Source organism: Paraburkholderia fungorum (genome assembly GCF_902833645.1).
Taxonomy (GTDB): Bacteria; Pseudomonadota; Gammaproteobacteria; order Burkholderiales; family Burkholderiaceae; genus Paraburkholderia; species Paraburkholderia fungorum.
In genome coordinates this window covers 595,288-619,450 of record NZ_CADFGE010000002.1, presented here as the reverse complement: position 1 = coordinate 619,450, position 24,163 = coordinate 595,288, and the positions used below count along the sequence as shown (strand labels likewise).

Annotated in this window: 21 protein-coding genes; 12 read left to right on the top strand and 9 right to left on the bottom strand. The window is 63.8% G+C overall.

Going from position 1 to position 24,163, the window contains the following annotated elements; translation table 11 throughout:
* Positions 1-116: 116 nt before the first annotated feature.
* Entirely contained in the window at positions 117-1,034 is a 918-nt protein-coding gene (locus HWX91_RS09465; protein WP_028194880.1) for an NAD(P)/FAD-dependent oxidoreductase, read from the bottom strand.
* 173 nt (positions 1,035-1,207) lie between these two features.
* Between HWX91_RS09465 and HWX91_RS09460 the strand changes: the two genes are divergently transcribed.
* On the top strand, positions 1,208-1,693 hold the full coding sequence (locus tag HWX91_RS09460; RefSeq protein ID WP_042274091.1) for an Rrf2 family transcriptional regulator: 486 nt from the start codon (positions 1,208-1,210) through the stop codon (positions 1,691-1,693).
* Here HWX91_RS09460 and HWX91_RS09455 read toward each other — a convergent pair.
* The gene (locus tag HWX91_RS09455) at positions 1,671-2,543 is read right to left on the bottom strand and encodes a LysR family transcriptional regulator (protein ID WP_028194879.1); all 873 of its coding nucleotides are present in this window, start codon (positions 2,541-2,543) and stop codon (positions 1,671-1,673) included. The two genes, HWX91_RS09460 and HWX91_RS09455, sit on opposite strands and share 23 nt — an antisense overlap.
* Before the next feature lie 200 nt (positions 2,544-2,743).
* Here HWX91_RS09455 and HWX91_RS09450 point away from each other — a divergent pair, with 200 nt between their 5' ends.
* The 10 genes from HWX91_RS09450 (at position 2,744) to HWX91_RS09405 (ending at position 13,627) form a co-directional block, all read left to right on the top strand.
* Positions 2,744-3,709 (top strand): sugar ABC transporter substrate-binding protein, encoded by a 966-nt coding sequence (locus HWX91_RS09450; protein WP_028194878.1) that lies wholly within the window; start codon positions 2,744-2,746, stop codon positions 3,707-3,709.
* Between the two features lie 78 nt (positions 3,710-3,787).
* Positions 3,788-5,413 carry a sugar ABC transporter ATP-binding protein gene (locus HWX91_RS09445; protein WP_028194877.1) on the top strand — a complete coding sequence of 542 codons (1,626 nt, stop codon included), beginning with the start codon at positions 3,788-3,790 and terminating at the stop codon, positions 5,411-5,413.
* A 3-nt stretch (positions 5,414-5,416) separates the two neighbouring features.
* Complete coding sequence (locus HWX91_RS09440; protein WP_028194876.1) at positions 5,417-6,418, top strand: ABC transporter permease; 1,002 nt, start codon at positions 5,417-5,419, stop codon at positions 6,416-6,418.
* A gap of 45 nt (positions 6,419-6,463) precedes the next feature.
* Positions 6,464-7,396, top strand: coding sequence for a ribokinase (gene rbsK, locus HWX91_RS09435; RefSeq protein WP_028194875.1), 933 nt, complete (start codon positions 6,464-6,466; stop codon positions 7,394-7,396).
* A gap of 133 nt (positions 7,397-7,529) precedes the next feature.
* Positions 7,530-8,633 (top strand): nucleoside hydrolase, encoded by a 1,104-nt coding sequence (locus HWX91_RS09430; RefSeq protein WP_028194874.1) that lies wholly within the window; start codon positions 7,530-7,532, stop codon positions 8,631-8,633.
* Positions 8,634-8,789: 156 nt separating this feature from the next.
* Positions 8,790-9,263 (top strand): VOC family protein, encoded by a 474-nt coding sequence (locus HWX91_RS09425; protein ID WP_028194873.1) that lies wholly within the window; start codon positions 8,790-8,792, stop codon positions 9,261-9,263.
* Between the two features lie 283 nt (positions 9,264-9,546).
* On the top strand, positions 9,547-10,791 hold the full coding sequence (locus HWX91_RS09420) for a Crp/Fnr family transcriptional regulator (RefSeq protein WP_042274112.1): 1,245 nt from the start codon (positions 9,547-9,549) through the stop codon (positions 10,789-10,791).
* An 80-nt stretch (positions 10,792-10,871) separates the two neighbouring features.
* Positions 10,872-11,645 carry a flagellar motor protein gene (locus HWX91_RS09415; protein ID WP_028194871.1) on the top strand — a complete coding sequence of 258 codons (774 nt, stop codon included), beginning with the start codon at positions 10,872-10,874 and terminating at the stop codon, positions 11,643-11,645.
* 95 nt (positions 11,646-11,740) lie between these two features.
* Complete coding sequence (locus tag HWX91_RS09410; protein ID WP_028194870.1) at positions 11,741-12,448, top strand: OmpA family protein; 708 nt, start codon at positions 11,741-11,743, stop codon at positions 12,446-12,448.
* A gap of 285 nt (positions 12,449-12,733) precedes the next feature.
* On the top strand, positions 12,734-13,627 hold the full coding sequence (locus tag HWX91_RS09405) for a sterol desaturase family protein (RefSeq protein WP_042274088.1): 894 nt from the start codon (positions 12,734-12,736) through the stop codon (positions 13,625-13,627).
* Here HWX91_RS09405 and HWX91_RS09400 read toward each other — a convergent pair.
* From HWX91_RS09400 to HWX91_RS09375, 6 genes are all read right to left on the bottom strand, one after another.
* A complete protein-coding gene (locus HWX91_RS09400) occupies positions 13,550-14,728 on the bottom strand; it encodes an MFS transporter (RefSeq protein WP_042274085.1) in 1,179 nt (392 codons plus the stop codon). The two genes, HWX91_RS09405 and HWX91_RS09400, sit on opposite strands and share 78 nt — an antisense overlap.
* On the bottom strand, positions 14,725-15,519 hold the full coding sequence (locus HWX91_RS09395; protein ID WP_028194868.1) for a DeoR/GlpR family DNA-binding transcription regulator: 795 nt from the start codon (positions 15,517-15,519) through the stop codon (positions 14,725-14,727). The genes HWX91_RS09400 and HWX91_RS09395 overlap by 4 nt, the downstream gene beginning before the upstream one ends.
* Before the next feature lie 171 nt (positions 15,520-15,690).
* Positions 15,691-16,134: a copper chaperone PCu(A)C gene (locus HWX91_RS09390; RefSeq protein WP_028194867.1), complete on the bottom strand. Its 444-nt coding sequence runs from the start codon at positions 16,132-16,134 to the stop codon at positions 15,691-15,693.
* 49 nt (positions 16,135-16,183) lie between these two features.
* Positions 16,184-17,755, bottom strand: a complete 1,572-nt coding sequence (locus HWX91_RS09385) for a PepSY-associated TM helix domain-containing protein (protein WP_028194866.1) — start codon at positions 17,753-17,755, stop codon at positions 16,184-16,186.
* Positions 17,756-17,898: 143 nt separating this feature from the next.
* A complete protein-coding gene (locus HWX91_RS09380) occupies positions 17,899-20,277 on the bottom strand; it encodes a TonB-dependent receptor (RefSeq protein WP_028194865.1) in 2,379 nt (792 codons plus the stop codon).
* An 81-nt stretch (positions 20,278-20,358) separates the two neighbouring features.
* Positions 20,359-20,760 carry a DUF2946 domain-containing protein gene (locus tag HWX91_RS09375; protein WP_028194864.1) on the bottom strand — a complete coding sequence of 134 codons (402 nt, stop codon included), beginning with the start codon at positions 20,758-20,760 and terminating at the stop codon, positions 20,359-20,361.
* A 228-nt stretch (positions 20,761-20,988) separates the two neighbouring features.
* Between HWX91_RS09375 and HWX91_RS09370 the strand changes: the two genes are divergently transcribed.
* A complete protein-coding gene (locus tag HWX91_RS09370; protein ID WP_028194863.1) occupies positions 20,989-23,163 on the top strand; it encodes a tetratricopeptide repeat protein in 2,175 nt (724 codons plus the stop codon).
* On the opposite strand, the gene HWX91_RS09365 is transcribed toward HWX91_RS09370, so the two are convergent.
* Positions 23,156-24,112, bottom strand: coding sequence for a LysR family transcriptional regulator (locus tag HWX91_RS09365; protein WP_028194862.1), 957 nt, complete (start codon positions 24,110-24,112; stop codon positions 23,156-23,158). The two genes, HWX91_RS09370 and HWX91_RS09365, sit on opposite strands and share 8 nt — an antisense overlap.
* Positions 24,113-24,163: the final 51 nt, after the last annotated feature.

The following is a 24,163-nucleotide window of genomic DNA, read 5'->3' as shown; positions in this document are numbered from 1 at the left end:
AACCTGATGGCGGGCGCTGTGAGCGCTTTGGGGATGAGAGAAGGGTGTTTGACGCGCGAGTGGCGGCCCGGGTCCGGACCGCCATCGGGTTAGCGCAGGGCGCGCCGCGATAGGGCTTACTTGTGCTGTGCCAGCTCCGGCACCAGCGAATGATGCGCACCGACGCCCGCTGCCACGCCGGCCGCCGACGCAAACGTCGCGTTGGTCATCTTGTTCGACACGTCGCCCGCCGCATAGACGCCTTCTACTGTCGTCTGCTTCAGGTCGTCGACCCTGATGACGGGCCCAAGCGGCGCGTCATCGAATGCACAGCCGAGTTGTTCCGCGAGCGTGCTGTTTATGTGCGTCCTCGGTGCGACGAACAGCGCGTCGATCGCGACAACGCGTCCATCGGCCAATCTGAGCGCCTCGAGGTGTGGAGCCTGACCGAGCAGTTCGACTACCGGCGAGCGCTCGATGCGAACGTTGCGCGCCGCCAGATGGGCAAGTTGTCCTGCGTCGGGCTCGAAGGTGCCCTGCGTGAAATACGTCGTCGGACCCCAGTCGGGAATGAGGAGCGCCTGGTAAGCCGACAACGGATGATTGCCCAGTACGCCGAGACGCCGGTCCCGAACCTCGTACCCGTGGCAGTACGGGCAATGCAGTGCCGTCCTGCCCCAGCGCTCCTGCAAGCCCGGTATGACGGGCAGTTCGTCTCGCACGCCGGTCGCGAGAATAAGCCGGGAAGCCGATTCAATGCGGCCGTCCGAAAGCGCGACGCTGAAGGCGTTGTCAGTCCGTTGCGCGGTGACAGCCTCGCCTTTGACCCACTGAACCGTTGGGTAGGCCGCAAGCTGCGACGCAGCTTCGCGAATGATCTCCGCGGGCGGTTTGCCATCCTGGCCGAAGAAGCCGTGAGCGTGCGAGGCAAAACGGTTGCGCGGCAAGCCGGTGTCGATGACAAGCACGTTCCTTCTGGCGCGCGCAAGCTGCATGGCGGCCGACAGGCCCGCGAAACTCCCGCCCACAACGATCACATCATGCTGGGTATGCATATCCTTTCTCCTGGTTTGTGCCGACGTCCACACCGATGGGCCATGGTCAAAATGACGCCAACCGCTTCATGAAACATCACGAGTTGCATGATAGGGCGATGCTATACTTAACGCAACTTCGAATGTTGCGTGAGTGGGTTCGTCCGCCATGCTTCCTGAACCTGAGGCGATGAATGAGAACGGATAGCCGCCTGTCGCGAATGCTGCATGCCCTGATTCACATGGACCGGCATGATGGCCCGCTGACGTCTGAAACGATCGCGCAGATGCTGGGCACGAACCCCGTCGTCGTGCGGCGCATGCTGGCCGGCCTAAGGGATCAGGGTTACGTGCAGTCCGAGAAAGGGCACGGCGGCGGTTGGATCGTGTCGAAAAATCTTGATGAACTGACGTTGCTGGACGTCTACCGGGCCGTCGGGGAGCCGCCGATTTTTTCCGAACTGTTCACGGAAGATCATCCGGAATGTCTCGTCGAGCAAGCCGTCAACGTCCGTCTGTCAGAGACGGTTCGAGAGGCAGAAGCTGCGTTGCTTGCGCGGTTCGGCGCAATTACAGTCGGGATGCTGGTACGCGATTTCGACGAACGGTTTGCACGCAGCCAGCAGCCGGATTCGACGCGCCGGCCCGCGCGCCGGTCTAACGAAAAATCTCGGCAATGAGGTTAGCCACGGTCCGGATGCGCTCGCTATCGCGCAGGGCGGGATGCAGCACCATCCACACGTCTTGGTCGAGCGCCTTGATGTGCTTCTCGACGCAGACCAGGTCGCTCGTGGTGTCGCCCGCGAGTTGAGCCAGCACGCCGAGCCCGGAGCCCCCCAGCACGCCGTCGAATACGCCCATGCCATAGCTGCTGCGCAGCGAGGGGGCCGGCGCGCCGGGCAGGCTCTTCAACCATTGCGTGGCAGGGTGATCGGGCTGCCGGTCGTCATAACCGACGAACGACAGCTTGTCCCATTCCTTGCGCACGATCGCCGCCTTGTGGCGCAGATAGTAGTCGCGCGAACCGTAGAGCCCAAAACGGATCCTGCCGATGCGCCGGACATACAGATCGCCCTCGTCGGGACATTCGGACCACAGCGCGATGTCCGCTTCGCGGCGGGCAAGGCTATACGGCCGCCGTGAAGTCAGCACTTCGATGGCGAGGCCGGGCAGCCGATCCTGGAACGAACCGAGCAGCTTAAGCAAAATGTAAGAAGGCCATTCGACGGCATTGATCCGCACCGTGCCGTGAGCGGCTGCGCCCCCGGTCACGTCCGCGGCGCGCTCGATCTGGTGGGCGAGATCCTCCATCTGCTCGGCCCAGGCCAGCACCCGCGCGCCGAAGGCCGTGACCGTGCAGCCCGACGGGACCCGGTCGATGAGCGGCTCGCCCAGCCGCCGTTCAAGCTCGGTCAGGCGGCGCGACAGGGTCGGCGCACTCAGATCGCATGCCGCAGCGGCCGCTCGCATGGTTCCGCCGCGCGCGATCTCCACCAGAATCCGCAGGTCGTCCCAGTCTATGTGTTCCATTTTTGTAACGCTAAGTTTTAAAATTGGGCATAGCATAACGTGGATCGCGAGGATAGCATTGGACCTGGCCGTACTCGTCCCAGCATCTGGCAAGGAACCCAAGGGTTTCACCGGGGGTGGCGGCAAGTGTGGCGAACCTGCCCATCACGCGACTCAACGGCTATCAGTACGTAGACCGAACGAGCAAAAAGGAGACATTAATGATTCGTCATTTCCAACCGGCGCGGCGTCGCGCTATCGTAGCCAGCGCGGCTTTCCTCGCCGTATCGATTCTGCCGATGCCCGCAGCGTTCGCCCAGACTGCCCACAAGCCGAAAGTCGCTCTGGTGATGAAGTCGCTGGCGAACGAGTTTTTCCTGACCATGGAAACCGGCGCGAAGAACTATCAGAAGCAGAATCCCACGAAATTCGATCTCGTCACGAACGGCATCAAGGACGAGACGGATACGGCTAACCAGATTCGCATCGTCGAGCAGATGATCGTCTCGAAGGTCGACGCACTCGTGATCGCCCCGGCCGACTCCAAGGCGCTGGTGCCGGTGCTCAAGAAAGCGGTCGACGCCGGCATTATCGTGGTCAACATCGATAACCAGCTGGATCCGGCCGTGCTCAAGTCGAAGGACCTGAACATTCCGTTTGTCGGTCCGGATAACGCGAAGGGCGCGCAGAAGGTGGGTGACTATCTGGCCAAGCACCTCAAGTCGGGCGACAACGTGGCCATCATTGAAGGCGTGTCGACCACCACCAACGCGCAGCAGCGCACAGCCGGCTTCAAGCAGGCCATGGCAACGGGCGGCATGAAGGTCGTCTCGCTGCAATCGGGCGAGTGGGAAATCGACAAGGGCAACGCGGTCGCGAGCCAGATTCTCAATGCCAACCCGGACGTCAAGGCGCTGCTGTGCGGCAATGACAACATGGCAATCGGCGCGGTCTCGGCGGTGCGCGCGGCAGGCAAGGCGGGCAAGGTGCAGGTGGTGGGCTACGACGACATCGACGCGATCAAGCCGATGCTCGCCGACGGCCGCGTGCTCGCCACCGCCAATCAGTACGCCGCCAAGCAGGCCGTATTCGGTATCGATACGGCGCTCAAGGCGCTCGCCGAGCACAAGAAGCAGTCGGAATTGTCGGGCGTCGTCGAAACGCCTGTCGATCTGGTCACCAAGTAAGACCGGCACAACGCGTGGCCCGGCCCGTATGAAGGGCGGGCCACGCCGCTTGATCTTCGTCCCCGCTTTATCGATCTGATGTCTACTCCCATCCCATCCTCGACCGACGTCCCGCCCGTGCTGAGCGTGCAAGGCATCGGCAAGACCTATGCCGGGCCGGTGCTCGCCGATATCTCGCTGGAGCTGCACGCCGGCGAGGTGCTGGCGCTGACCGGCGAGAACGGCGCGGGCAAGAGCACCTTGTCCAAGATCGTCGGCGGTCTCGTCACGCCGACCACTGGCTCGATGACGCTGGGCGGCGCGGCTTACGCACCGGCCAGCCGCAAGGACGCCGAGGCGCTCGGCGTGCGCATGGTCATGCAGGAGTTGAACCTGCTGCCGACTCTCTCGGTGGCGGAGAACCTGTTTCTGAACCGCTTGCCGCAGCGCGGCCTGTTCGGCCGGATCGACCGTACGAAGCTGCGCGAAGACGCCCGGCACGCAATGGCGCAAGTCGGGCTCGACGCGATCCACCCCGACACGCTGGTGGGCACGCTGGGCATCGGGCATCAGCAGATGGTCGAGATCGCGCGCAATCTGATCGGCGATTGCCGCGTGCTGATTCTCGACGAACCCACCGCGATGCTGACCGCCCGCGAGGTCGACCTGCTGTTCGAGCAGGTCGAGCGGCTCAAGGCGCGCGGCGTGGCGCTGGTGTATATCTCGCACAGACTGGAAGAGTTGCGGCGGATCGCGCGCCGCGCCGCGGTGCTTCGCGACGGGCGGCTCGTCCATGTCGACGAAATGGCCAATCTCTCGGCCGACCGCCTGGTCACGCTGATGGTGGGGCGCGATATCGGCGAGCGGATCGATCTGGGCGAGCGGCGCATTGGCGAGGTGGCGCTCAAGGTCACGGGCATGAGCCGCGAACCGGTCGTGCGCGATGTGTCCTTCGAGGTGAAGGCGGGCGAGATTTTCGGCATCAGCGGTTTGATCGGCGCGGGCCGCACGGAACTGATGCGGCTCATCTACGGGGCCGATCGCGCGGATGCCGGCATGGTATCGATCGCCCATGGCGGCGGTCCGCTCGAACCCGTGAAAGTCTCGTCGCCCGCGGACGCCGTGAGGAACGGCATCGCACTGATCACCGAGGATCGCAAGGGCGAGGGCCTGCTGCTGACGCAGCCCATTGCCGCCAATATCTCGCTCGGGCACCTGCGCGCGGTGGCGAAGCATGGCGTGGTGGACGGCCGTCGCGAGGCGGCGTTGGCGCGCGAACAGATCGACGCAATGAGCATCCGCAGCACGGGGCCGTCGCAACCGGTGTCCGAACTCTCGGGCGGCAATCAGCAGAAGGTGGTGATCGGACGCTGGCTCGCGCGTGATTGCCAGGTATTGCTGTTCGACGAGCCCACTCGCGGCATCGACGTCGGCGCCAAGTTCGATATCTATGCGTTGATGGGCGCGCTGGCGCGCGAAGGCCGCGCGCTGGTGGTGGTGTCGAGCGATCTGCGCGAGTTGATGTCGATTTGCGACCGGATCGGGGTGATGTCGGCAGGGCGCATGACCGGCCTGTTCGAGCGCGGCAGCTGGACCCAGGACTCGCTGCTGGCTGCGGCGTTCGCAGGCTACACGAATCGTGACGCGCTGCTGCACGATCCGATCGAACCCGACGCACGGGCGCCCGGCACCCCGGCGTCCGACGAAAAATCTGTGGAGTATTGAAGCATGACCGCACCAACCAGCCTGCCTACCGTGCAGAACGAACCGCCCAAAGACGCGAAGCCGATCGGCACGCGGCTGGGATTCTCGAACTACCTCGGCCTGCTCGGCGCCTTGCTCGGGATGATCGTCCTGTTCTCGCTGCTGAGCTCGCATTTCCTCAGCTACGACACCTTCAGCACGATTGCGAATCAGATTCCCGATCTGGTCGTGATGTCGGTCGGCATGACCTTCGTGCTGATCATCGCCGGGATCGACCTGTCGGTTGGCTCCGTGCTGGCGCTCGGCGCGGCGCTCACCAGCGTCGCAGCGCTGCAGTGGCACTGGCCGGCGTTGCCCGCCGCGTTGCTCGGCATGGCGGGCGCGGCCTTGACGGGCTGCGTGACCGGGGCAATCACCGTGGCCTGGCGGATCCCTTCGTTCATCGTGTCGCTCGGCGTGCTCGAGGCGGCCCGCGGTCTCGCGTATCAGATGACCAACTCCCGCACGGCCTACATCGGCGACGCGTTCGACTTCCTGTCCAATCCGATTGCGTTCGGCATTTCTCCCGCGTTCCTGATTGCGATCGTCGTGATGATCGTGGCGCAATGGGTGCTGACCCGCACGGTGTTCGGCCGCTATCTGGTGGGCATTGGCACGAACGAGGAAGCCGTTCGCCTCGCGGGCGTCAATCCGCGGCCCTACAAGATTGCCGTATTTGCGCTGATGGGACTGCTGTCGGGTCTCGCGGCGCTGTTCCAGATTTCGCGGCTCGAGGCCGCGGACCCGAACGCCGGCTCGGGCATCGAGCTGCAGGTGATCGCGGCCGTGGTGATCGGCGGAACGAGTTTGATGGGCGGCCGCGGCTCGGTGATCAGCACCTTCTTTGGCGTGTTGATCATCTCGGTACTGGCCGCGGGTCTCGCCCAGATCGGCGCGACCGAGCCGACCAAACGCATTATCACGGGGGCCGTCATTGTGGTGGCTGTCGTGCTGGATACCTATAGAAGCCGGCGTCGCGCCGCATAATTGACCATTGGCGACCACGCATGGCGGGTCGGCGGGAGAGTGAAAGTGTCGAAAGAAGTGAAGCAGGGCCGCGTGCTCGTGGTGGGCAGCATCAATACCGATCTGGTCGCCCGTGCCCCGCATTTGCCGCGGCCGGGCGAGACGATCGGCGGACATGAGTTCTCGCAGGTTGCCGGCGGCAAGGGCGGCAACCAGGCGGTGGCGGCGGCCCGCATCGGCGCGCGCGTGGCGATGATCGGGCGGGTGGGGAAGGATGCGAACGGCGCGCAGCGGGTCCAGGATCTGGAAGCGGAGGGCATCGACTGCGCGGGTATCGAAGTCGACTCCGCGCAGCCTACCGGCGTGGCGATGGTAACGGTCTCGGACGACGGGCAAAACACGATCGTGGTGGTTGCGGGCAGTAACGGCGAACTCACCCCTGAGAGCGTTGCGCGTCAGGAAGCGGCGATCAAGGCCAGCGACGTCGTGGTGTGCCAGCTGGAAACGCCGTGGGATTCCGTCCACGCGGCACTTGCGCTGGGCCGGCGGCTGGGCAAGATCACCGTGCTGAACCCGGCGCCGGCAACCGGCCCGCTGCCCGCGGAATGGCTGCCGCTGGTCGACTACCTCGTGCCGAACGAGGTCGAAGCGGGGATACTCGCCGGCCTGCCGGTCGAATCGCAAAGCGGCGCGCGCCGGGCGGCGCTGGAATTGCAACGCGGCGGCGCACGCAATGTGATCGTCACGCTCGGCTCGCAAGGCGCCTACCTGCTGCCCGAGGGCGGCGAAGGCACGCATTTCCCGGCGCCGCAGGTGCGGGCGGTCGACACGACCGCGGCCGGCGATACTTTTATCGGTGTCTTTGCCGCGCAACTCGCCGCGCGGCAGCCGCTGGAAGGCGCGATCAGCCTCGCGCAACGCGCGGCTTCGATTTCCGTCACGCGCGCCGGCGCGCAGCCGTCGATTCCGACTCGCGCGGAAGTCGACAGCGCAGTGTGAGGCGGATGCCTGTTGTGACATGAGGCAGTTCGACCTGCAACTCTGGGTAGCTTGACGTTGAATGACCGGCACCATCTCCGGATGGTGTTCCCTTGGTTTAATCGCGATCTCCACTGGAATCAATGGACGAAACATGAAACCACAATATATAGGCATCCTGATAATATCGCTGACCATCACCGCATGCGGCGGCAACGTGACGGCGACCGATCCACTCGCCAACGCGCCGAAGGTCATCATCGACTCGGACTTCAACACGATGGGCGACGACGGCCAGTTGTTCGCCATGACCACGCAGTTGATGGGGCAGGGCAAGGTCAACCTGCTCGGGTTGACTGTCGTGACCGGCAACGACTGGTTGCTGCAGGAAGAAGCGGATGCACTGAAGGCCGTGGAGCGCATGGGCGTGCAGAACGTGGTGGGCGTCTACGGCGGCGCGGACTATCCGTTGCAATACGACGTGGCGAGCATTCGTGCGCAGCAGGCCGCCAATCCGCAAGGCTATTTCGGCGCGTGGATGCGGCCTGAACCGACCCAGCAGTCACAGCTTGTTGCGCCGCCCGATGGCTTCGCGGTGTCGACGAAACTGCAGGCTCAAAGCGCCGCGGACTTCATGATCCAGACCATCAAGCGCTATCCGAATCAGGTCACCATTCTCGAGGTGGGGCCGCCCACCAATCTCGCCACGGCGATCATGAAGGCGCCGGAGATCGTGCCGCTGATCAAGCAGATCGTGTACATGGGCGGGGCGATGGCGGTGCCGGGCAATGCGAACGCCGTGGGTGAACTGAACTGGTGGTTCGATCCGCTGGCCGTACGCACGGTGCTTCAAACGACGATTCCGCAGGCCGTCATTCCGCTCGATGTTACGGATACGGTACCGCTTACGCAGAGCATCTTCGATCAGATCGTCAACAACCCGAACAAGCAGACAGCGGTGACGAGAGCGTACGGCATCGTGAATGCCGGTTCGTTCGGCGAGAACACCCATCTGTTCGATACGCTGACGATCGCGTATTTCATGGATCCGACCTATGCCACGCAGACGAAAAGCGCTTATCTGGATATCGATGCCACGAGCGGCGAGGATCAGGGGCATGTGACGGTCTACCCCGACCAGCCCGCGCCGGGGGCGTCGCCGAACAAGATCACCTATGTCACGCAGTTCGACAACAACCGGTTTTTCAGCCTTTACGTCGACTTGCTAACGCGTCCGGTGCCGATCACGCTGCCTTGATGGCGCGAGAGGCCGGATGGGGTTGTCCGACATCGTGCAGGCAAAAAAGTTAAACTTTTCCGCACCCGGTGTCGATTTTAACGGTCCTGCTTCGTCGTCTCAGTGGTGGCGCGCGGTTTTCCTCCGCATTTTGTCCATCCTGACAGGAGATTTGCCATGACGATTCAAAAGATCACCCCTTTCCTTTGGTACTCCACGCAAGCTGAAGAGGCCGCGGCGTTCTATACGAAGATTTTTCCGGACTCACGCGTCGTCCGGGTGACGGCGGTGCCGAGTGCCGGTTCGACAAAGGTCGTCGAGTTTGTTCTCTTTGGGCAGCCCTTCATCGCGATGAACGCCTCAGGACCCGACTCGTTCAACCACGCGATCTCGCTGATGGTGAGCTGTGACGATCAGGCGGAACTTGACCGGTACTGGAATGCCTTTATCGAAGATGGCGGCTCGCCTGAGGCCTGTGGCTGGCTGAAGGACCGCTTCGGTGTCTCCTGGCAGCTCACCCCGACCGAGCAGATCAGCATGATCGCCGATCCCGATCCGGTCAAGGCCACCCGCGTTGCCGAAGCCATGATGAAAATGGTGAAGCTGGACGTCGAGGCGCTGAAAGCCGCCTATCTGGGCACGGCGAAATAACGGAAAATTATGCTGCGGTTTCACCTTGCGCGTCACTGGCGGCGCGAAGGGCGAAACGCGACGGTAGCCGGGGGCTGCAGCGCATGCCCAGCCTGATCGCGCACCGACCGCCGCTGCTTCACCAAACGTTTGCGCCGTTGCAGCTATTCGACTGACGATTGGTCAGGTTAAAGATTTGCGTTTTGCATGTCGTTATCCTGTCAAACAAGTCAGGGCCATCGGCCATACCCGCGCCTCATGAGAGCGCGGGATGGCCGAGGCAATAGCTCTCCGGGGGAACATCTTGAATCACCAACGATCGCCATGGCCGCGCACAGCGGCGCCAGGTGAGGTCATCTATGCTGAAGGCTTCGCGGGCGACGCCGTCATCTACGTGATCGCAGACGGCAAAGTCGAAATTTCCACGCAATGCGATGACAAGAAGGTCATCCTCGCCACGCTCGGCAAGGGCGAGTTCTTTGGCGAGGCGTCCTTGCTGCCCGCCGAACCGCGCGCGCATACCGCGAGAGCCATCAGCTTCTGTCAATTGACCGTGATCGCGGCGGGCGTCGTCGAAGAAGAGCTCGAACGCGTATCGCCGCTGTTGCGCCATATCGTGCGCACCATGATTCGACGCGTGAAGAAGAAGGACGATGTTCTCGCCACCAATACGCATGCCGATTTTCTTCCGGGCGTGCTCTCGTACGCGCACGTCCTCTCGTTGATGGCGGGCATCGACAACACGGACCGCGTGGACGGACGCGCGCGCCGCGCTCAAGGAGAGGAGTGTTCGGTGCCGCTGCCGGAAGTCATCAAGAAGTGCCATGCGATTGCCGGCCATTCGCGTCCGCATGTGATGGCAATGCTCAAGCGTATGGAAAAACTCAATCTGGTGACGCTCGAACCGGGCCGCTCCGATCGCCTGAGCACGCTGTCGGCGCGCTATTCCGCGCAGGACGGCGCGGCCGGGCGGCAGCTCGTCACCTTCGATCCGGTGCGGATCACGGAACGGGCCCAGCAGGTGGCGGACCACGATCTCGACGTGTCCATCAACAGCGAGCTGGAGCTGATCGAGCTGGCCGACCTCGAAGCCCTGATCGGCGTCGAGAAGAACCTGATTCTCAACAAGCTCGCGCATGCGGAAATTGCCGAAGACGTCTTCGCGTTTCGCAAGACGCGGGTCCTGAACTACGTCGAGGAAAAGGGCATTACGTATTTTTCCCGGCGCAATCCGCGGGGCACGAGCGAGCTGAAGACGCTGGCCGATCTGGAACTGGTCGACCAGCGCACGCTGTTCGAAGCCGTGAGTGCGTTCGACACCTATGACCTCGCGAAATTGCTCGCTGCGGTAACCGGCGAGCCGATCTGCGAGCGCCTCTTTTCGGTGATGACCGAGGCGCGCAAGAAGGAGGTGTCGTGGGTCATGCGCCGCGAAATCAAGATCGATCCGCTCGAGATTGCCGAGATCGAGGAGCGCTTCATCGAGACCGTGCGCGCGCTCAAGTTCTCGGCTGCCGCCGCAGCGCCGCTTGCCAATGTGGGTGCCTGACGCCTTTGCCTGCCGGCCGGACGGCCTGGTGCTTTGCAGGATTGCTGCCCGGATGACCGGGCAGCCGTTCGAGAGGATGTATGGATCTTTTGACGCTATTTGGCGCCTTGTTTGGCGTAACGGCCATCGTGGCCGGCTTTTCGCTCGAGGGTGGGCATTTCACTTCGCTGTTTCAGACGGAGGCGTTCGTTATCGTCCTCGGCGGCACGCTCGGCGCGGTGATGATCCAGAACACCTGGGCCAGGTTTTACGACGGCATCAAGCAACTGCGGTTCGCCTTTGTGAAGGCGCGCCAGGTTGACCGGGACAGCCTCGCGGTCCTGCTCGAGTGGGGCGATCAGGCGAAGCTGAACGGCATGCTTGTGTTCGAGTCGCTCGAGGTGAGCGAGGCCGGCGGCTTCAATCCGTTCGCCAAACGCGGTCTGGAGCTTCTGGCCAACGGCGTGTCGACTGCCGTACTCGAAGACGCGTTGCAACGGGAGCTGGACGCCTATGAGCGCAACCACATGGCGGCCGCGCGCATCTGGCAGCAGGCGGGCGGCTACGCGCCGACGTTCGGCATTCTGGGGGCGGTGCTCGGCCTGATTCAGGTCACCGGCCACATGCTCGAACCGGCGCAACTCGGCGAGGGGATTGCCGTCGCATTCGTGGCCACCCTGTACGGCCTCGCGTTGGCGAATCTGGTGTTCCTGCCGTTGTACGGCAAGATCCGGGCGCAGGTGGACAGCGAGTTGCGCTTCCGGCGCTTGTACCTCGACGGCCTGCTCGCAATTTCACGCAAGGAGTCGCCGCATACGATCGAAACCCGGCTGGCGGGGGACATCCGGGAACGGTCGGCCGAGTTGCTGGGTTGAGCGCATTCGACCGCGCTCGCGAAGCCGGCCGTGACCAGCCGGCACCGGCGAGCCGCGCACCTGATTAAACGCATTCGGAAACAGACGTTCCTGGCATGAACACCTCTTCGGGTAACAAGCGCCTTGCGGCGGACAAAACCGGCTATCGGCACGCTGACGGGAATGGCGACGCAGACGATGAAGCGCAGTCCGGGCGCTGGCTGATTTCCTATGCGGACCTCATCACCACGCTGATGGTGTTGTTCCTGGCGCTGTATGCGTTGCAGTTGGCAAAGAACCGCGAGCTTGAAGTAAAGATACTGGCGCAGCGTGCGGTGAAAACGGCAACGGCCGCTCAAGCGGTTCAGGCTCCGCCCGCGGTGCCCGACGCGGCAAGACGGCAACTGCTTGCCTTGCTTGCGCCGCTTCAGGATAACCGGCAGATTACGATTTCGAACGCTTCGCAGGGCGTGGAGATCGCGATCAACGCGAAGGTGCTCTTCAACTCCGGCGATGCACATCTGTTGCCGGAGTCCTTCGGCGTCTTGAACCAGATCGCGGGGGTTCTGCGCGAGCGAGCGAAGAACAACATCCTCGTCGAAGGGCACACGGACAGCGTGCCGATCTCGAGCGCGAAGTACGAGTCGAACTGGGAGCTGTCGTCGGCGCGGGCCGGCGCCGTTGTTCGATTTTTTGCGGGCCGGGGCATCGAGCCGCACAGAATGGCCGCGATCGGCAGGGCGGACAATTTTCCGCTGATCATCGGCGACGATGCGGCGGCGCGCGCCGCGAATCGCCGCGTCACCATTCTCGTGGCGTATTGAGTTGACGCACGGGTGAGCGCATACATGGTGAAAGCCCGCTTCGAACCCTGCATGGCAAGCTGGTAACCGGCGCAGCGAGCGGCACTTGCGCGCCGCGAAACAGGCTGCGAAGATCGCGTTGAATCGCGCTATCCTCTGATGTATCGGATTGTCCGACGCCTTTCGCCGCGGCTACGATTGCCTTCGGCGTTTCAGGCAGCGGGCCGACTGTTGCCGATCATGGCCAGATCGGTTTTGAGTGATCGAGCGACTGAGCGCACCGCACCGTATTGACCGGGGAATTACATGTTCGCGTCGAACCCGTTTGGCGAACTGCTGCACCATGCGAGCCAGTGGCTGCTCGGTTTCGCGCTCGTTCTGTTGACGATGGCCGCGGGTGCGGCGCTGGAGCGACGCTGGCCGGCCGAATTACTGCAATCGCGGGCCGGCAAGCGCTTCAACATCGTCTACGCGGCGCTGTATTCGGCGCTCGCGGAAGCCGTGCGGCCGCTGTTGGCGATGGTCAGCGTCGCGATCGTCAATGCACTCGGCGGCGGCTGGATCGTGCTGGTCTCGCGCGGGTGGAGCGCGGTGGCTTCCATCGTGATCGTGCTACTGACGATCGATCTGCTCGAATATGCGTTTCACCGCTTGCAGCATGCATGGCCCGTGTTGTGGCAACTGCATTCGCTGCACCACAGCGCCACCGAATTCAATATCACGGTGACGTTCCGGCATCACTGGTTCGAAGTGCTCATCAAGGGCTGCCTGCTTTATCCGTTGGTGGGCGTGCTGTTCAAGGTCGAGCCGTGGATTGTCGGTGTGACCTCGATCATTTTCATGTTCGGCAATTACTTCGCGCATATGAACCTGCGCATCGACCTGGGCCGCTTTACCGCGTGGGTCAACAATCCGCAATACCACCGCCTGCATCACTCGAACCGTGCCGAACACTTCGACCACAACTTCACGCAGTTGCTGCCGCTCTGGGATCACCTGTTCGGCACGTTGTGGCTGCCCGCGAAGCACGAATGGCCGGCCACCGGGCTCGACGACGGCGCGCAACCGCGCTCGCTGCTCGGCGCGCTGAGCTGGCCGCTGCGCGCGCACGCCGCGCCCGTTCTAGACCAGCCTCGCGCTGCGCACCGCTTTACCGCCCAGCAGGCAGACGACCATGGTGGCCAGGACGAGCACGCATAACGCGAGGCGCAAGCCGAGCAGGCCCGCGCCGAGGCCGATCAGCGGCGGGCCGACGAGGAAGCCGGCATAGCCCGCTGTGGCCGCCATCGACACACCGATAGCCGGCGTAGCCGTTGAACGGCCCGCCGCGCTGAAAATGACCGGGACGATATTCGCCAGACCGACGCCGACCATGGCGAAGCCCACGCAGGCGGTGACCACGCTCGGCAGGCTCAACACCAGCGTGAACCCGGCCACCGCCAGAAGCCCGCCGAAGCCGATCACCTTGCTCGAACCGAAACGGCGCACGGAGACGTCGCCGACGAAACGGCAGGCGGCCATCGAGAAGGCAAACGCGGAATAGCCGACCGCGGCGACGCTGGCCTCGCCTCTCAAAGCCGAGCGCAGATACACCGCGCTCCAGTCAGCCACCGCGCCTTCCACCAGCATGCAAAGAAACGCCAGCAGCGCGAGCTTCATCACGGCGCCCGTGGGCCACGCGAATCCACTCGAAGACGCGGCCACGCGCGGGCCGAGATCGCGCAATGCGAGCAGCGCGGCGGCCAGAATCAGGGCGGCGATGAACACGTCCGGCAGCACGAGACCGCCGATCACACCGACGCCGCCTTTCTGCAGCATGGCGCCGGTTGCCGCGCCGAGCAGGCCGCCTGCACTCCACGACGCATGAAACGACGACATGATTGGCGACTTCCATTGCGTTTCGATCGTGCTGGCGTGACCGTTCATCGAGACGTCGAGCGCGCCGTTCGCCGCGCCGAGCGCAAGCAGCGCGATACACAGTGTCGCCATGTTCGGGGCGAAGGCGGGCAGCGGCAGCGCGACGACAAACGCCGCGCCGAGCAGCGCGGTAGCCCGGCCGCTGCCGAAGCGCGGCGCCAGTTGTCCGGCGAGCGGCATCGCCACGATGGCCCCCAATGCGAAGGCGAACAACGCGATGCCGAGCGACGTGTCGCTGAGCGCCAGGCTTTCCTTGATGCGCGGTACTTCGACCGCCCAGGCGCCGATCCCGAATCCGTTGGCGAGAAACACGCCGAGGGTGGCCACACGCTCCTTGAGCGGCCGGGTGTCCGGTTGAACGAACGGCTTATTGAGTGTGTTCATGAGCGCGCCACCATGACGTTGTCGCAAACCGTTTCGAGCAGGGCACGCCGCTCGGCCGTCACATCCGCTTCGACGAACAGGTAGTCCACGGCGCGCGCCGGCGCCACGAAAAACGGCGCGGCGGTGATCAGCTTTTCCGATGTCAGGGCAATCGCGACCTGGCTGCTGGCTTTGACCATCGCCCGTTTGAGCTCGGCCTCTTCAGCGTCGCACGCGGCGACCCCTTCGTCCGGATCGAACGCACATGTGCCGAGGAAGCATAGGTCGGGCTTGATCTGCTGGATCTGCAGCAAGGCTGTGGCGCCGGTCGAGCCGGCTGCGTGCGCGGCGATGCGCCCGCCGATCAGAATGATGTCGAAGCCGGGCCGGTTTAGAAGCCGCGCGCACGCCTCGGGCGAATTCGTTACGACGGTGAGATCCGCGTTGTCAGGCAACGCCGCGGCAATCGCGACATTGGTCGAGCCGGTGTCCAGCAGAATGATCTGCCCGGGCCGCACGATCGACGCAGCGGTGACGGCCAGACAGGCCTTGCGGTCCACCGCTTCGTGCATGCGGACTGCAGCGCTTTTGGCGGCGGGCGAAATCAGCAGGGCGCCGCCGTAGACGCGTTTGCAATGACCCTGATCGGCCAGTTCGCGCAGATGGCGGCGCACCGTGTGCTCGGATGTCTGGAGCTCCGCCGCGAGTTCCGAAGCGAGGACGCGGCCCCGTGCTCGTAGCCGTTCCAGAATCAGCTGTTGCCGTTCCACGGGCAGAAGCCCGTCCACCGCGTCTTGCCGGGTTCGTTGCATGACGTTACCTTGCTCGGTTACGAAACGATCATAATCGAGCAAAATATAGCTTAATCGAGCATCGCGTGCAACGCCGGAAAACGGGGGCGGGTTGGGGCCGCCGGGTGCGGCATGCAGCGTCAGTCCACGCGTTGCCGGCGGACCGTCGATCCGCCGACATTCCGGTCTCGGTTACTGGCTCATCGTCCCCGCGCTTTTCACGGCGCAGTTGGCGGTGACTTTCTCGCCGTCGCTGAACGAGAACGTCAACGGGATCGTCGTGCCGACCTTGAGCGGCTGTTTCGGGTGCTCCAGCATCACGTGATAGTTACCCGGCGCAAAAACGAGGGAGCCGTGCGCGGGCACGGCCACCTGATCGACCATCGCCATCGACGAGGTGCTGCCCTGGCTTTGCGTTTGATGCAGCATGGCCATGCCGAACGCGTCGGCGCTGACGCCGACGAGATTGACCGGCTGCTCGCCCGAGTTGCTGGCCTTGAAATAGCCGCCCGACGGCAGATCGCCCGGCAATGCGCGGATCCAGCAGTCCGAGATGCTCGCCGCGGTGCCCGCGAAGGCCTGCAGGGATGCTCCGCTCAACAACGCGGCGAGTAGCAGTTGGCGTGATGCTTTCATGATGTACTCCTTGCTTTTGACAGCGGTAATGAAGCGCTAAGTGGATTGCCTACGCGGCTTGCCGCGCGGCGGGGCCGAAAATCGTGCGGTCCGCAAGCCATACCGCGAGCAGCGTGAGACCCATTAATGGAAAGACGATGCCGAGCAGAACGAGGCCGGTTTTCCAGCCACGCATCGGCGGTGCGGCGCGCTCGCGCGAGGGTGCGCCGAGCGAGCGCTGGGGGCGCCGTTTCCACCACATCACGCAACCGGTCACGGCCATCCCCGCCAGCCCGAGCGAAATCGCCGCGCAGAGAATCTGATTGGCGACGCCGAAATAGCGGCCCATATGCAGCGACGTGCCGTACGACACGGCCTTCGACACCACGCCGTAATCGCCGTAACGAATGTCTTTCAGCACGGCACCGCTGTACTGGTCGATGTAAAGCGTGCGCTCGTCTTTCGGGTCGGCGGGAAAGTACGAAACCGTATAGACACCCGTCGCGGAGGTGGGCAGCACGATGTCGTAGCCGCTCGGGACACCGAGCGATGCAACGAGCGCGACGATGCGCCCGAGGGGCAGCTCCTGCACCGTGTGCGGATCGGCCGATTGCGGTACCGGAGTGTTGCCGACAGCCCATGGCGTGAGCGGCAAGGGCAGGTCGTCCATCACCATGCCCGGCATCGAATCCATGTTCGCTTCGTGTGCGCTGTGCTCGCCGTGCCCGCCGTGTTCAGTGTGTTCGGCGTGCTCATCGTGTTCGGGGACCGCGGCCCGGGCAGCGTGAGCCGCATCGATGGATTGCGTTCCGGCACGGCTATCCGCCATGGCCGCCTGTCCGGCGGCGCCGGCGCCCATGCCCGGCAGCGCGGAACGCAAGGGCAGGCCGCCCCATGCGCCCGGTGGCGCGCCGAGATTGGCGGCGCTTGCAAGTGCCTTGAACTGCTTACCCCATGAACCCGTCCACGGCAGACCGCTCAGCACGAAGACGAGCGCGCCGAGCGCGAGCCAGATACCCATCACGGCGTGCAGGTTCTTCCAGAGCGGGCGGCCTTTTAGCGAGAAACGCGGCACCAGCGCCGCGCGCGCGGTGGTTTTCTCGCGCGGCCACCAGAGTGCGACGCCGGTACCGATCATCACCAGCGTCCAGCACGCGGCCAGCTCCATCAGCAATTCGCCGGGCTTGCCGAGCAGCAGCTTGCGGTGAAGCATGCGGTCCACCTGCATGAAGCGGTGCTCGACGCTCAGCGTGCCCAATACTTCGCCGTTGTACGGGTTCAGATAGACACTCTGCTTTTCGCCGTCGGCGAGACGGAAGATGAACTCGGTGCTGCGGTTCGGTGCGTTGGAGATAGGCGCCGTCACCGCGCGCGCATTGGCCGGCATCGCCGCGCGTGCTTTGGCGAGCAGGACTTCTTCAGTCAGTCTGGGCGTGGCCTGCGGTTCGACGATCAGGCGGTGCGGGTAAAGCAGCGGCTCGATTTGCGGCTGGAAGCAATACAGCGTGCCGGTGATCGCAAGCACCACCAGAAACGGCATCACAAAGAGAGCGGCGTAAAAGTGCCAGCGCCACAGTGTCCGGTAACCGGCGTTCGCAGCGCCGGTCGACGAAGTCGTGTGTTGAGCAAGGGTGGTGGACATTCAATCCTCCTGAAAACAGACAATGAGTCGATCGGTTTGCGCAGCGACGCATGGGCCGGTGTGCGCCTCGCGAGCAGCTCGACCCGGATCACAGGACGACAGGTCTACAGCGCGAGTGCAAATGGCCCGGCCACACTGGGTGTTCACATGCGCAGCTTCGCTTCGACGTAAAACGTGCGGCCCGGATACGGGTGGTAGACGAAATAGCGTTCGTCGAACAGGTTGTCCACGCCGATACCGATCTCACTCAGCTTCGTCGGCTTGAACGTCAGCTTCGCGTCGACCACCGTGTACGAACTGGTGCCGCCGAATACATCGGGATTCGTGTCGGTATTGGTGAGCGTGTTGTACTGACGGCCCGAGTAGCGCGCGGCGAGCGTGAGCGCCGCGCGTTCGTCGATGTGATACGTTGCGGCGAGATTGACGCGCCACAGCGGAATCCGATAGAAGTACTTGCCGACGCTGGCCGGGTTCTGCGCATTCGCGAGGATCTTCGACTGCGTGTATGCCACGCTTCCCAGCAGATCCAGACCGTGTACTAACACATCCTGTCCCACGTAGCTCGTTTCCACGCCACGCGAGCGCACCTTGCCGATGTTCTGGAAGTTCGTCACGTTCGGAATCACGGTCGTATCGGTCTGGCTGAAGATCGTGTTCTTCACGTCGTCCTGAAACAGCGAGAAGCGGAACACGCCGTTCCAGTGTGCCCATTCGGCGGTCAGCTCTTTCGAGAGATCGTCTTCGGGTTTCAGGTTCGGATTGTTGTTGACGATCGATGAACCGTTGATTTGCCCCTGGAACATCTCACCCACAGTCGGAAACCGATAGGCACGGCCGACCGAGGCGCGCAAGGTGAGATCGTCGGTAACGTCGAACGATAACGAGGCTTTCGGCGAGAAGTGATGCTGGCTCGCGTCGGCGTACGGAATGCTTGCGCCGGGCAGCGCCTGCGAGCCGCCGTACGCTTGCCAGTCTTCGTACCGTACGCCGTAGACCAGCTTCCAGCGCGGCAGGAAACGCCATGCATCCTGCGCGTACAGCGCCTGGGTTTGCGTCTTGCCGGCGAACGCATTGGCAAACGAGGTGGCCGAACCGTCGCGCCAGTTCAGCGTGTTGTAACTCTCGTTGTCGAGGAAGTAGTTGTCGTAGTGGTAGCCGAAGCTCAACGCGTGGTTCATTAACCCCGCTTGCGGCGTGACTGGGGTATAGGTGGTGCGCAGATCGAGCGTTTTCCAGCCGGTGCCGTCGCCAAAGATCACGGTGCCTGGCCCGTTGCCCGGCGCACCGGAATTCGCGGTGCGCGCGACGCTATTGCCTACGTCGTAGTACGAAGCAACTGCTTCGCCGTTCCAGCCGGTGGCGTTGCGTGTTTTCAGCGTGAGCCCGTATAGCCAGTTCTCGCTGTGGCCGAGACTCGGTGCGAGCGCGGCCGCCGGAATCGTGTACTCGTAGCCGCCGATCGCGACCTTGCCGCTGTATACGGGGTTGCCGTTTGCGTCGCGCAGGAAAGTCGAGGTCGCGCTGTTATAGGTCTGATGCCAGTAGCCGAGCGTGAAGGCGCCCTGCAGCGTCGGCGTGAAGTCGTATTGCATCTTCAGCTTGAACTGGTCCTGCACCGTATGCTCGATCCCTTCGCCGTTCACGCCGAGCACCGCGGTCGGCGTATTGGTCTGGTTGTTGTAGAAGTACGCCCCGGTCACCGGCGTGTCGCCGGCCTTCGCGGGCGTGCTGGACCTGGCGAGCGTGGCGAATTGCAGTGGCTGGCTGGTGTTCTCCAGGTGATTCACGCCCAGAAAATACGAGAACTTGCCGATCCGGTCGCCGATCGAGGCACTCGCTTCGCTGCCGTTGAAATTCTGGTTCACGCCGAACAGGCTGAAATGCTGGGTGAAGGCCTTGACGTCGGCGTTGGCTTCGAACTGCTTTGGCATGCGGGTGCTGATGAGCACCGTGGCGCCGAGTGAATTGCCCGGATAGAGCGCGGAGAACGGCCCGTAGAGCACGTCGACCTGCTGGACCTCGTCGGGAAATACCATCGACCAGCGTGGCGGAAACGAATAACTGTTGCCGAGCAGATTGCTGAGCAGCAGACCGTCCGCATAGACCAGACCGCGCGCGCTCTGCGAGTTGCTGGTGCCGCGTACGGCGATGATCGAATTCAGGTCGCCGATAAAGCGCTTGCGCACCGCGAGGTTCGGCATGTACTTCAACACGTCTTCGGTGTTGACGACATTCCAGTTGTCGAACTGCTCGCGCGTCACGGTCTCGACCGAGGCCGGCAGGTTAGGGTCGACGGCGCGTGGTGCGGCAACGGCATTGGCAGTAACGCTGAGCGCGGGCAGGGTGGCATCGGCGGGGGCGTTCTGCGCGTGAGCCGGAGAGGCGATCAGGACAGGCACGAAGGCGGGTGCCAACACGGGAAAATACACTGGAAAGTACGACAGCGGCCGCCGGCCGGACGGAATGCGCCGCGCGCCACGGCGGGCGCAGAAGGGCAGCCTTCGCAGAGCGAAGTTGAACATGAACGTTTCCTTGATGCATTGAACAGGCGATCGCGCGCGCCCTCAACGGGTGCGAAGACGCGCGACCGGTAACAACGGCGATCAGGAAACGGCGGGGGGATCTCGTGGGCGCCCGGACGGGAACGCGCCAAGCGGTGTGAAGCGGGTGGAGAGGGCGGACGGCGCGGTGCCCGCCAGCGCGAGCGCGGCAGGCGGTTCGACGACCGCGATGCCCGGCAGGGCGACGTGGTGTTCGAGCAGGTGGCAGTAGCCGCATGCGCCGAAGGCGTCTTCGTGGCTGAGATGGACCGGTGCCGGGCTGGTTTGGGTGGACGGGCTCGCGAGGCTCTGGGTGCGCGGCTGGAGCGCCGAACACAGCACGGTGAAAGGATCGTGCGCGCGGTTCGACACCAGCATCTGACTCACGATCGGCGCGAACACGACGAGCCACATGGCGATCAGGCCAAGCCATGCGGTCATGCGGTTGCGGGAACGTAGAGTCATGATGGTCAACGTAAGGACGCGGGCGATTCTAGCATTCCCGCGCAGTCTTTTCTCGTCTGATTCCGCTTATAGCGCGGGATTAGAAGCCCGAAACCCGCTCATTTCCGGGCCTTGCCGCGCGGCCGTTTGCCGTAAGCTGCGTGGTACAGGTTGCGCTTTCCGGGCGGACGCTTCGGGCCGGCCCGAATACCGCCGACCCGAATACCGCCAGCCCCACTACGACGACTCATGGCATCCACGCAGACATTCACGCCGACGCGGGCATCCCCGATAAGCGACCTCAATCAGCAGGCGGCGTCGCTCTGCTCGGCCGGACAATTCGCCGAGGCCCTGGCGCTGGTGAAGCCAATCCTCGACCCGCATGCCGCCGTACCGGAAGACGCGCGGGCCGACGCGTTGAATATTGCCGGAGCCTGCGCATATGGGATGGGCAATCTGCCGGACGCGGAAAACCATTGGCGCCAATGCCTGCGCGCCAGACCCGATTACGCCGAGGTGTACGGCAGTCTCGGCATGCTGCTCAAGTCGCTCGGGCGGCTCTCGGCGGCCAAGGCGGTCTATCGGCAACTGGTCGCATTGCGGCCCGGTCAGGCCGACGCACACAATAATCTCGGCACCGTGCTCTACGGTCTGGGCTACAAGGACGAGGCGGAGGCCTCGTATCGCCAGGCGGTCACGATCCACCCCGGCTATGCCCAGGCCCATTACAACCACGCGATCGTGTTGCACGAACTGCACCGCCTGCATGAAGCCGAAGCCGCCTATCGCCACGCGCTAATCGGGCTGCCCGCGCATGCGGAGGCGTACAACAATCTGGGCAACGTGCTGATGGGTCTCGGACGTGTCGACGACGCCGATACCGCGTACCGGCAGGCGCTGACCCTCAAGCCCCAGTATCCCGAGGCGCTCAACAATCTCGGCGGCGCACTGAAGGCCGCGTTGCGCCTGCCCGAAGCCGAACTCGCTTGCCGGCTCGCGCTGGCGATTCGCCCGGATTATCCCGAGGCGCACCTCAACCTCGGCGCGGTGCTGGCGGATCTCAAGCGTCTGCCCGAGGCCGAGGCGGCCTACCGGCAGGCCATCGCGCATCGCCCGGACTATGCGGAGGCTCACTATAACCTCGGCCTCGCGCTGTCCAATCTGGAGCGTCTGGCCGAAGCCGAAACGGCCTACCGGGAGGCGATTCGCTGCGGGCCCGAGATCGTCCATGCGTACAACAACCTGGGCTGCGTGCTGCGTTTGCTCGACCGCTTGCCCGAAGCCATCGAGGCATTCTCGCAAGCACTCGCGCTGCGCCCCGATCTGGCTGAAGCGCACTACAACGTCGGGACCGCGCTGGCGCAACTCAAACAGCTACCCGAGGCCGAAGCCGCTTACCGTCGCGCGCTGGCTTTACGCCCCGATTATGGCGACGCCAGATTCGGTCTGGCCGTGCTGTTGCTCGGCATGGGCCGCTTCGAAGAGGGTTGGCGCCTGTACGAGTGCCGCTACGACCAGCCGGGTTTCGTGCATCACAAGACGCGTTCCATGTTGAGCTGTCCGCAGTGGCAAGGCGACACGCTGGCCGGCAAATCTTTGCTGGTCTGGCAGGAAGACGGGCTCGGCGACATGCTGCAGTTCGGCCGCTATTTCGCGTTGCTGAAGGCGCAAGGGGCCGCGCATATCGCCTTTGCGTGCGCACCGGCGTTGCACCGGCTGATGGTTGCGGTGGACGGCATCGACGCCGTGCTCGATCACGACACGGCACTGGCCCGCGTGGCTGCCTCCACCTACGACTGCTGGACGAGCCTGTTGAGCGCGCCGCTGCATTTGCGCACAACGGTCGATACGATTCCGCGCGCGCTTCGTCTCGCGGCCGAGCCGTCGCTCGTCGAAAAGTGGCGCCCGATACTCGAGACCATGCCGCCCGGCCGCAAAATCGGCCTGGTCTGGAAGGGCAACCCGAAACACCATAACGACGCGAACCGGTCGATCCCCACGTTGACCACGCTCGCACCGCTCTGGAGCGTGCCCGGCATCAGCTTTGTGAGCCTGCAGAAAGGCCAGGGGGAGGATGAGGCGCGCAATCCGCCAGCCGCTCAGCCGCTGCTGGAGCTTGGCTCGATGGTGAACGATTTCGCGGACACCGCCGCGATCATCGAGCAACTCGATCTGGTGATTTGCGTGGATACGTCCACCGCGCATCTGGCCGCGTCGCTGGGCAAACCGTGCTGGGTGATGCTGCCGGAGAAAGACATCGACTGGCGCTGGATGCACGGGCGCAGCGATTCGCCGTGGTATCCGCACACGCTGCGGCTGTTTCGCCGGGCAGCGGGCGAAGCGTGGCCCGTGACGGTCGAACGCGTGCGGCAGGCGTGTGTGGAGCGCTTCTGCGTTGCGAACACGTCCGGACTCCTTAGCTGACTCGTTGCGCACGTTTGCGGCCGGATTGCGACGCGGTGTGGAACTGGCTCTCGGTTTGCTCGATCGCGTGGCCGAGGAACTGCAGGAACATGCTCATCGCGACGGTCGTGGTCAGGTCCGAGCGTTGATAGAGGCAACTGAACGACTTCGCGCCGGCATCGGCGAGCGCGGTCCACGCGAGCCTGCGCTGCGCGACATCTTCCGCTACGTTCTCGCCAATCAGGAAGCCGATGCCGATACCGTCGGCGATCAGCCGGCGCACCATCGAAACCGAACTCGTCTCCACCAGCGGGCGTGCCTTACGTTGCTCGCGGTGATCGATCTGATCCACCATGGCCCGCAACTCCGTATCCGGGGTCATCAGAATGAGCGGGTAGTCGAGACAGTCGCGCAACCGGGGCCGCTTGCCGAGCTTCGTGAGCGGATGCCCCGGCGGCGTGACGAGCCCGAGGTGCTGGGAAAACGCGCGCACTTCCACGACGCCAGGCGGCGGCTTGCGGCGCAAGCCATAGCCGATGTCGGCTTCGCCGGTCTCCACCCACTTGAGGATGCTTTCGCCATTGCCGGAGCGCACGCTATACGTGACGCCCGGATAGCTTTTCATGGCCGCCTGGATAGCTTCGGGCACCAGCCGCTCGGCCGTCGACGGCGACACCGCGAGGTTGATATGTCCGCGGCGCAGCGAGCGCAAATCCTCCACCTGCGTCATCGCGTTGTCGAAATCGCGCTGACCGCGCCGCACCGCAGCAATAATGATCTCACCGGCCGTGGTGAGTTGCATGCCGCGCGGCAAACGGTCGAACAGCGGCGAGCCGACCTGCTCCTCCAGGTTGAGGATTTGCTGGTGCACAGCGGCAGCGGTCAGGTGCAGCGAGTCGGCCGCTTTGCGGATCGAACCACGTCTGACCACTTCGTCGAAACAACGGAATGTCTGCGATATTGGACGCATAAATCAACCGTATAGTTTTTCCATACGGCCCGTTAAGAATAATCAGGTTTT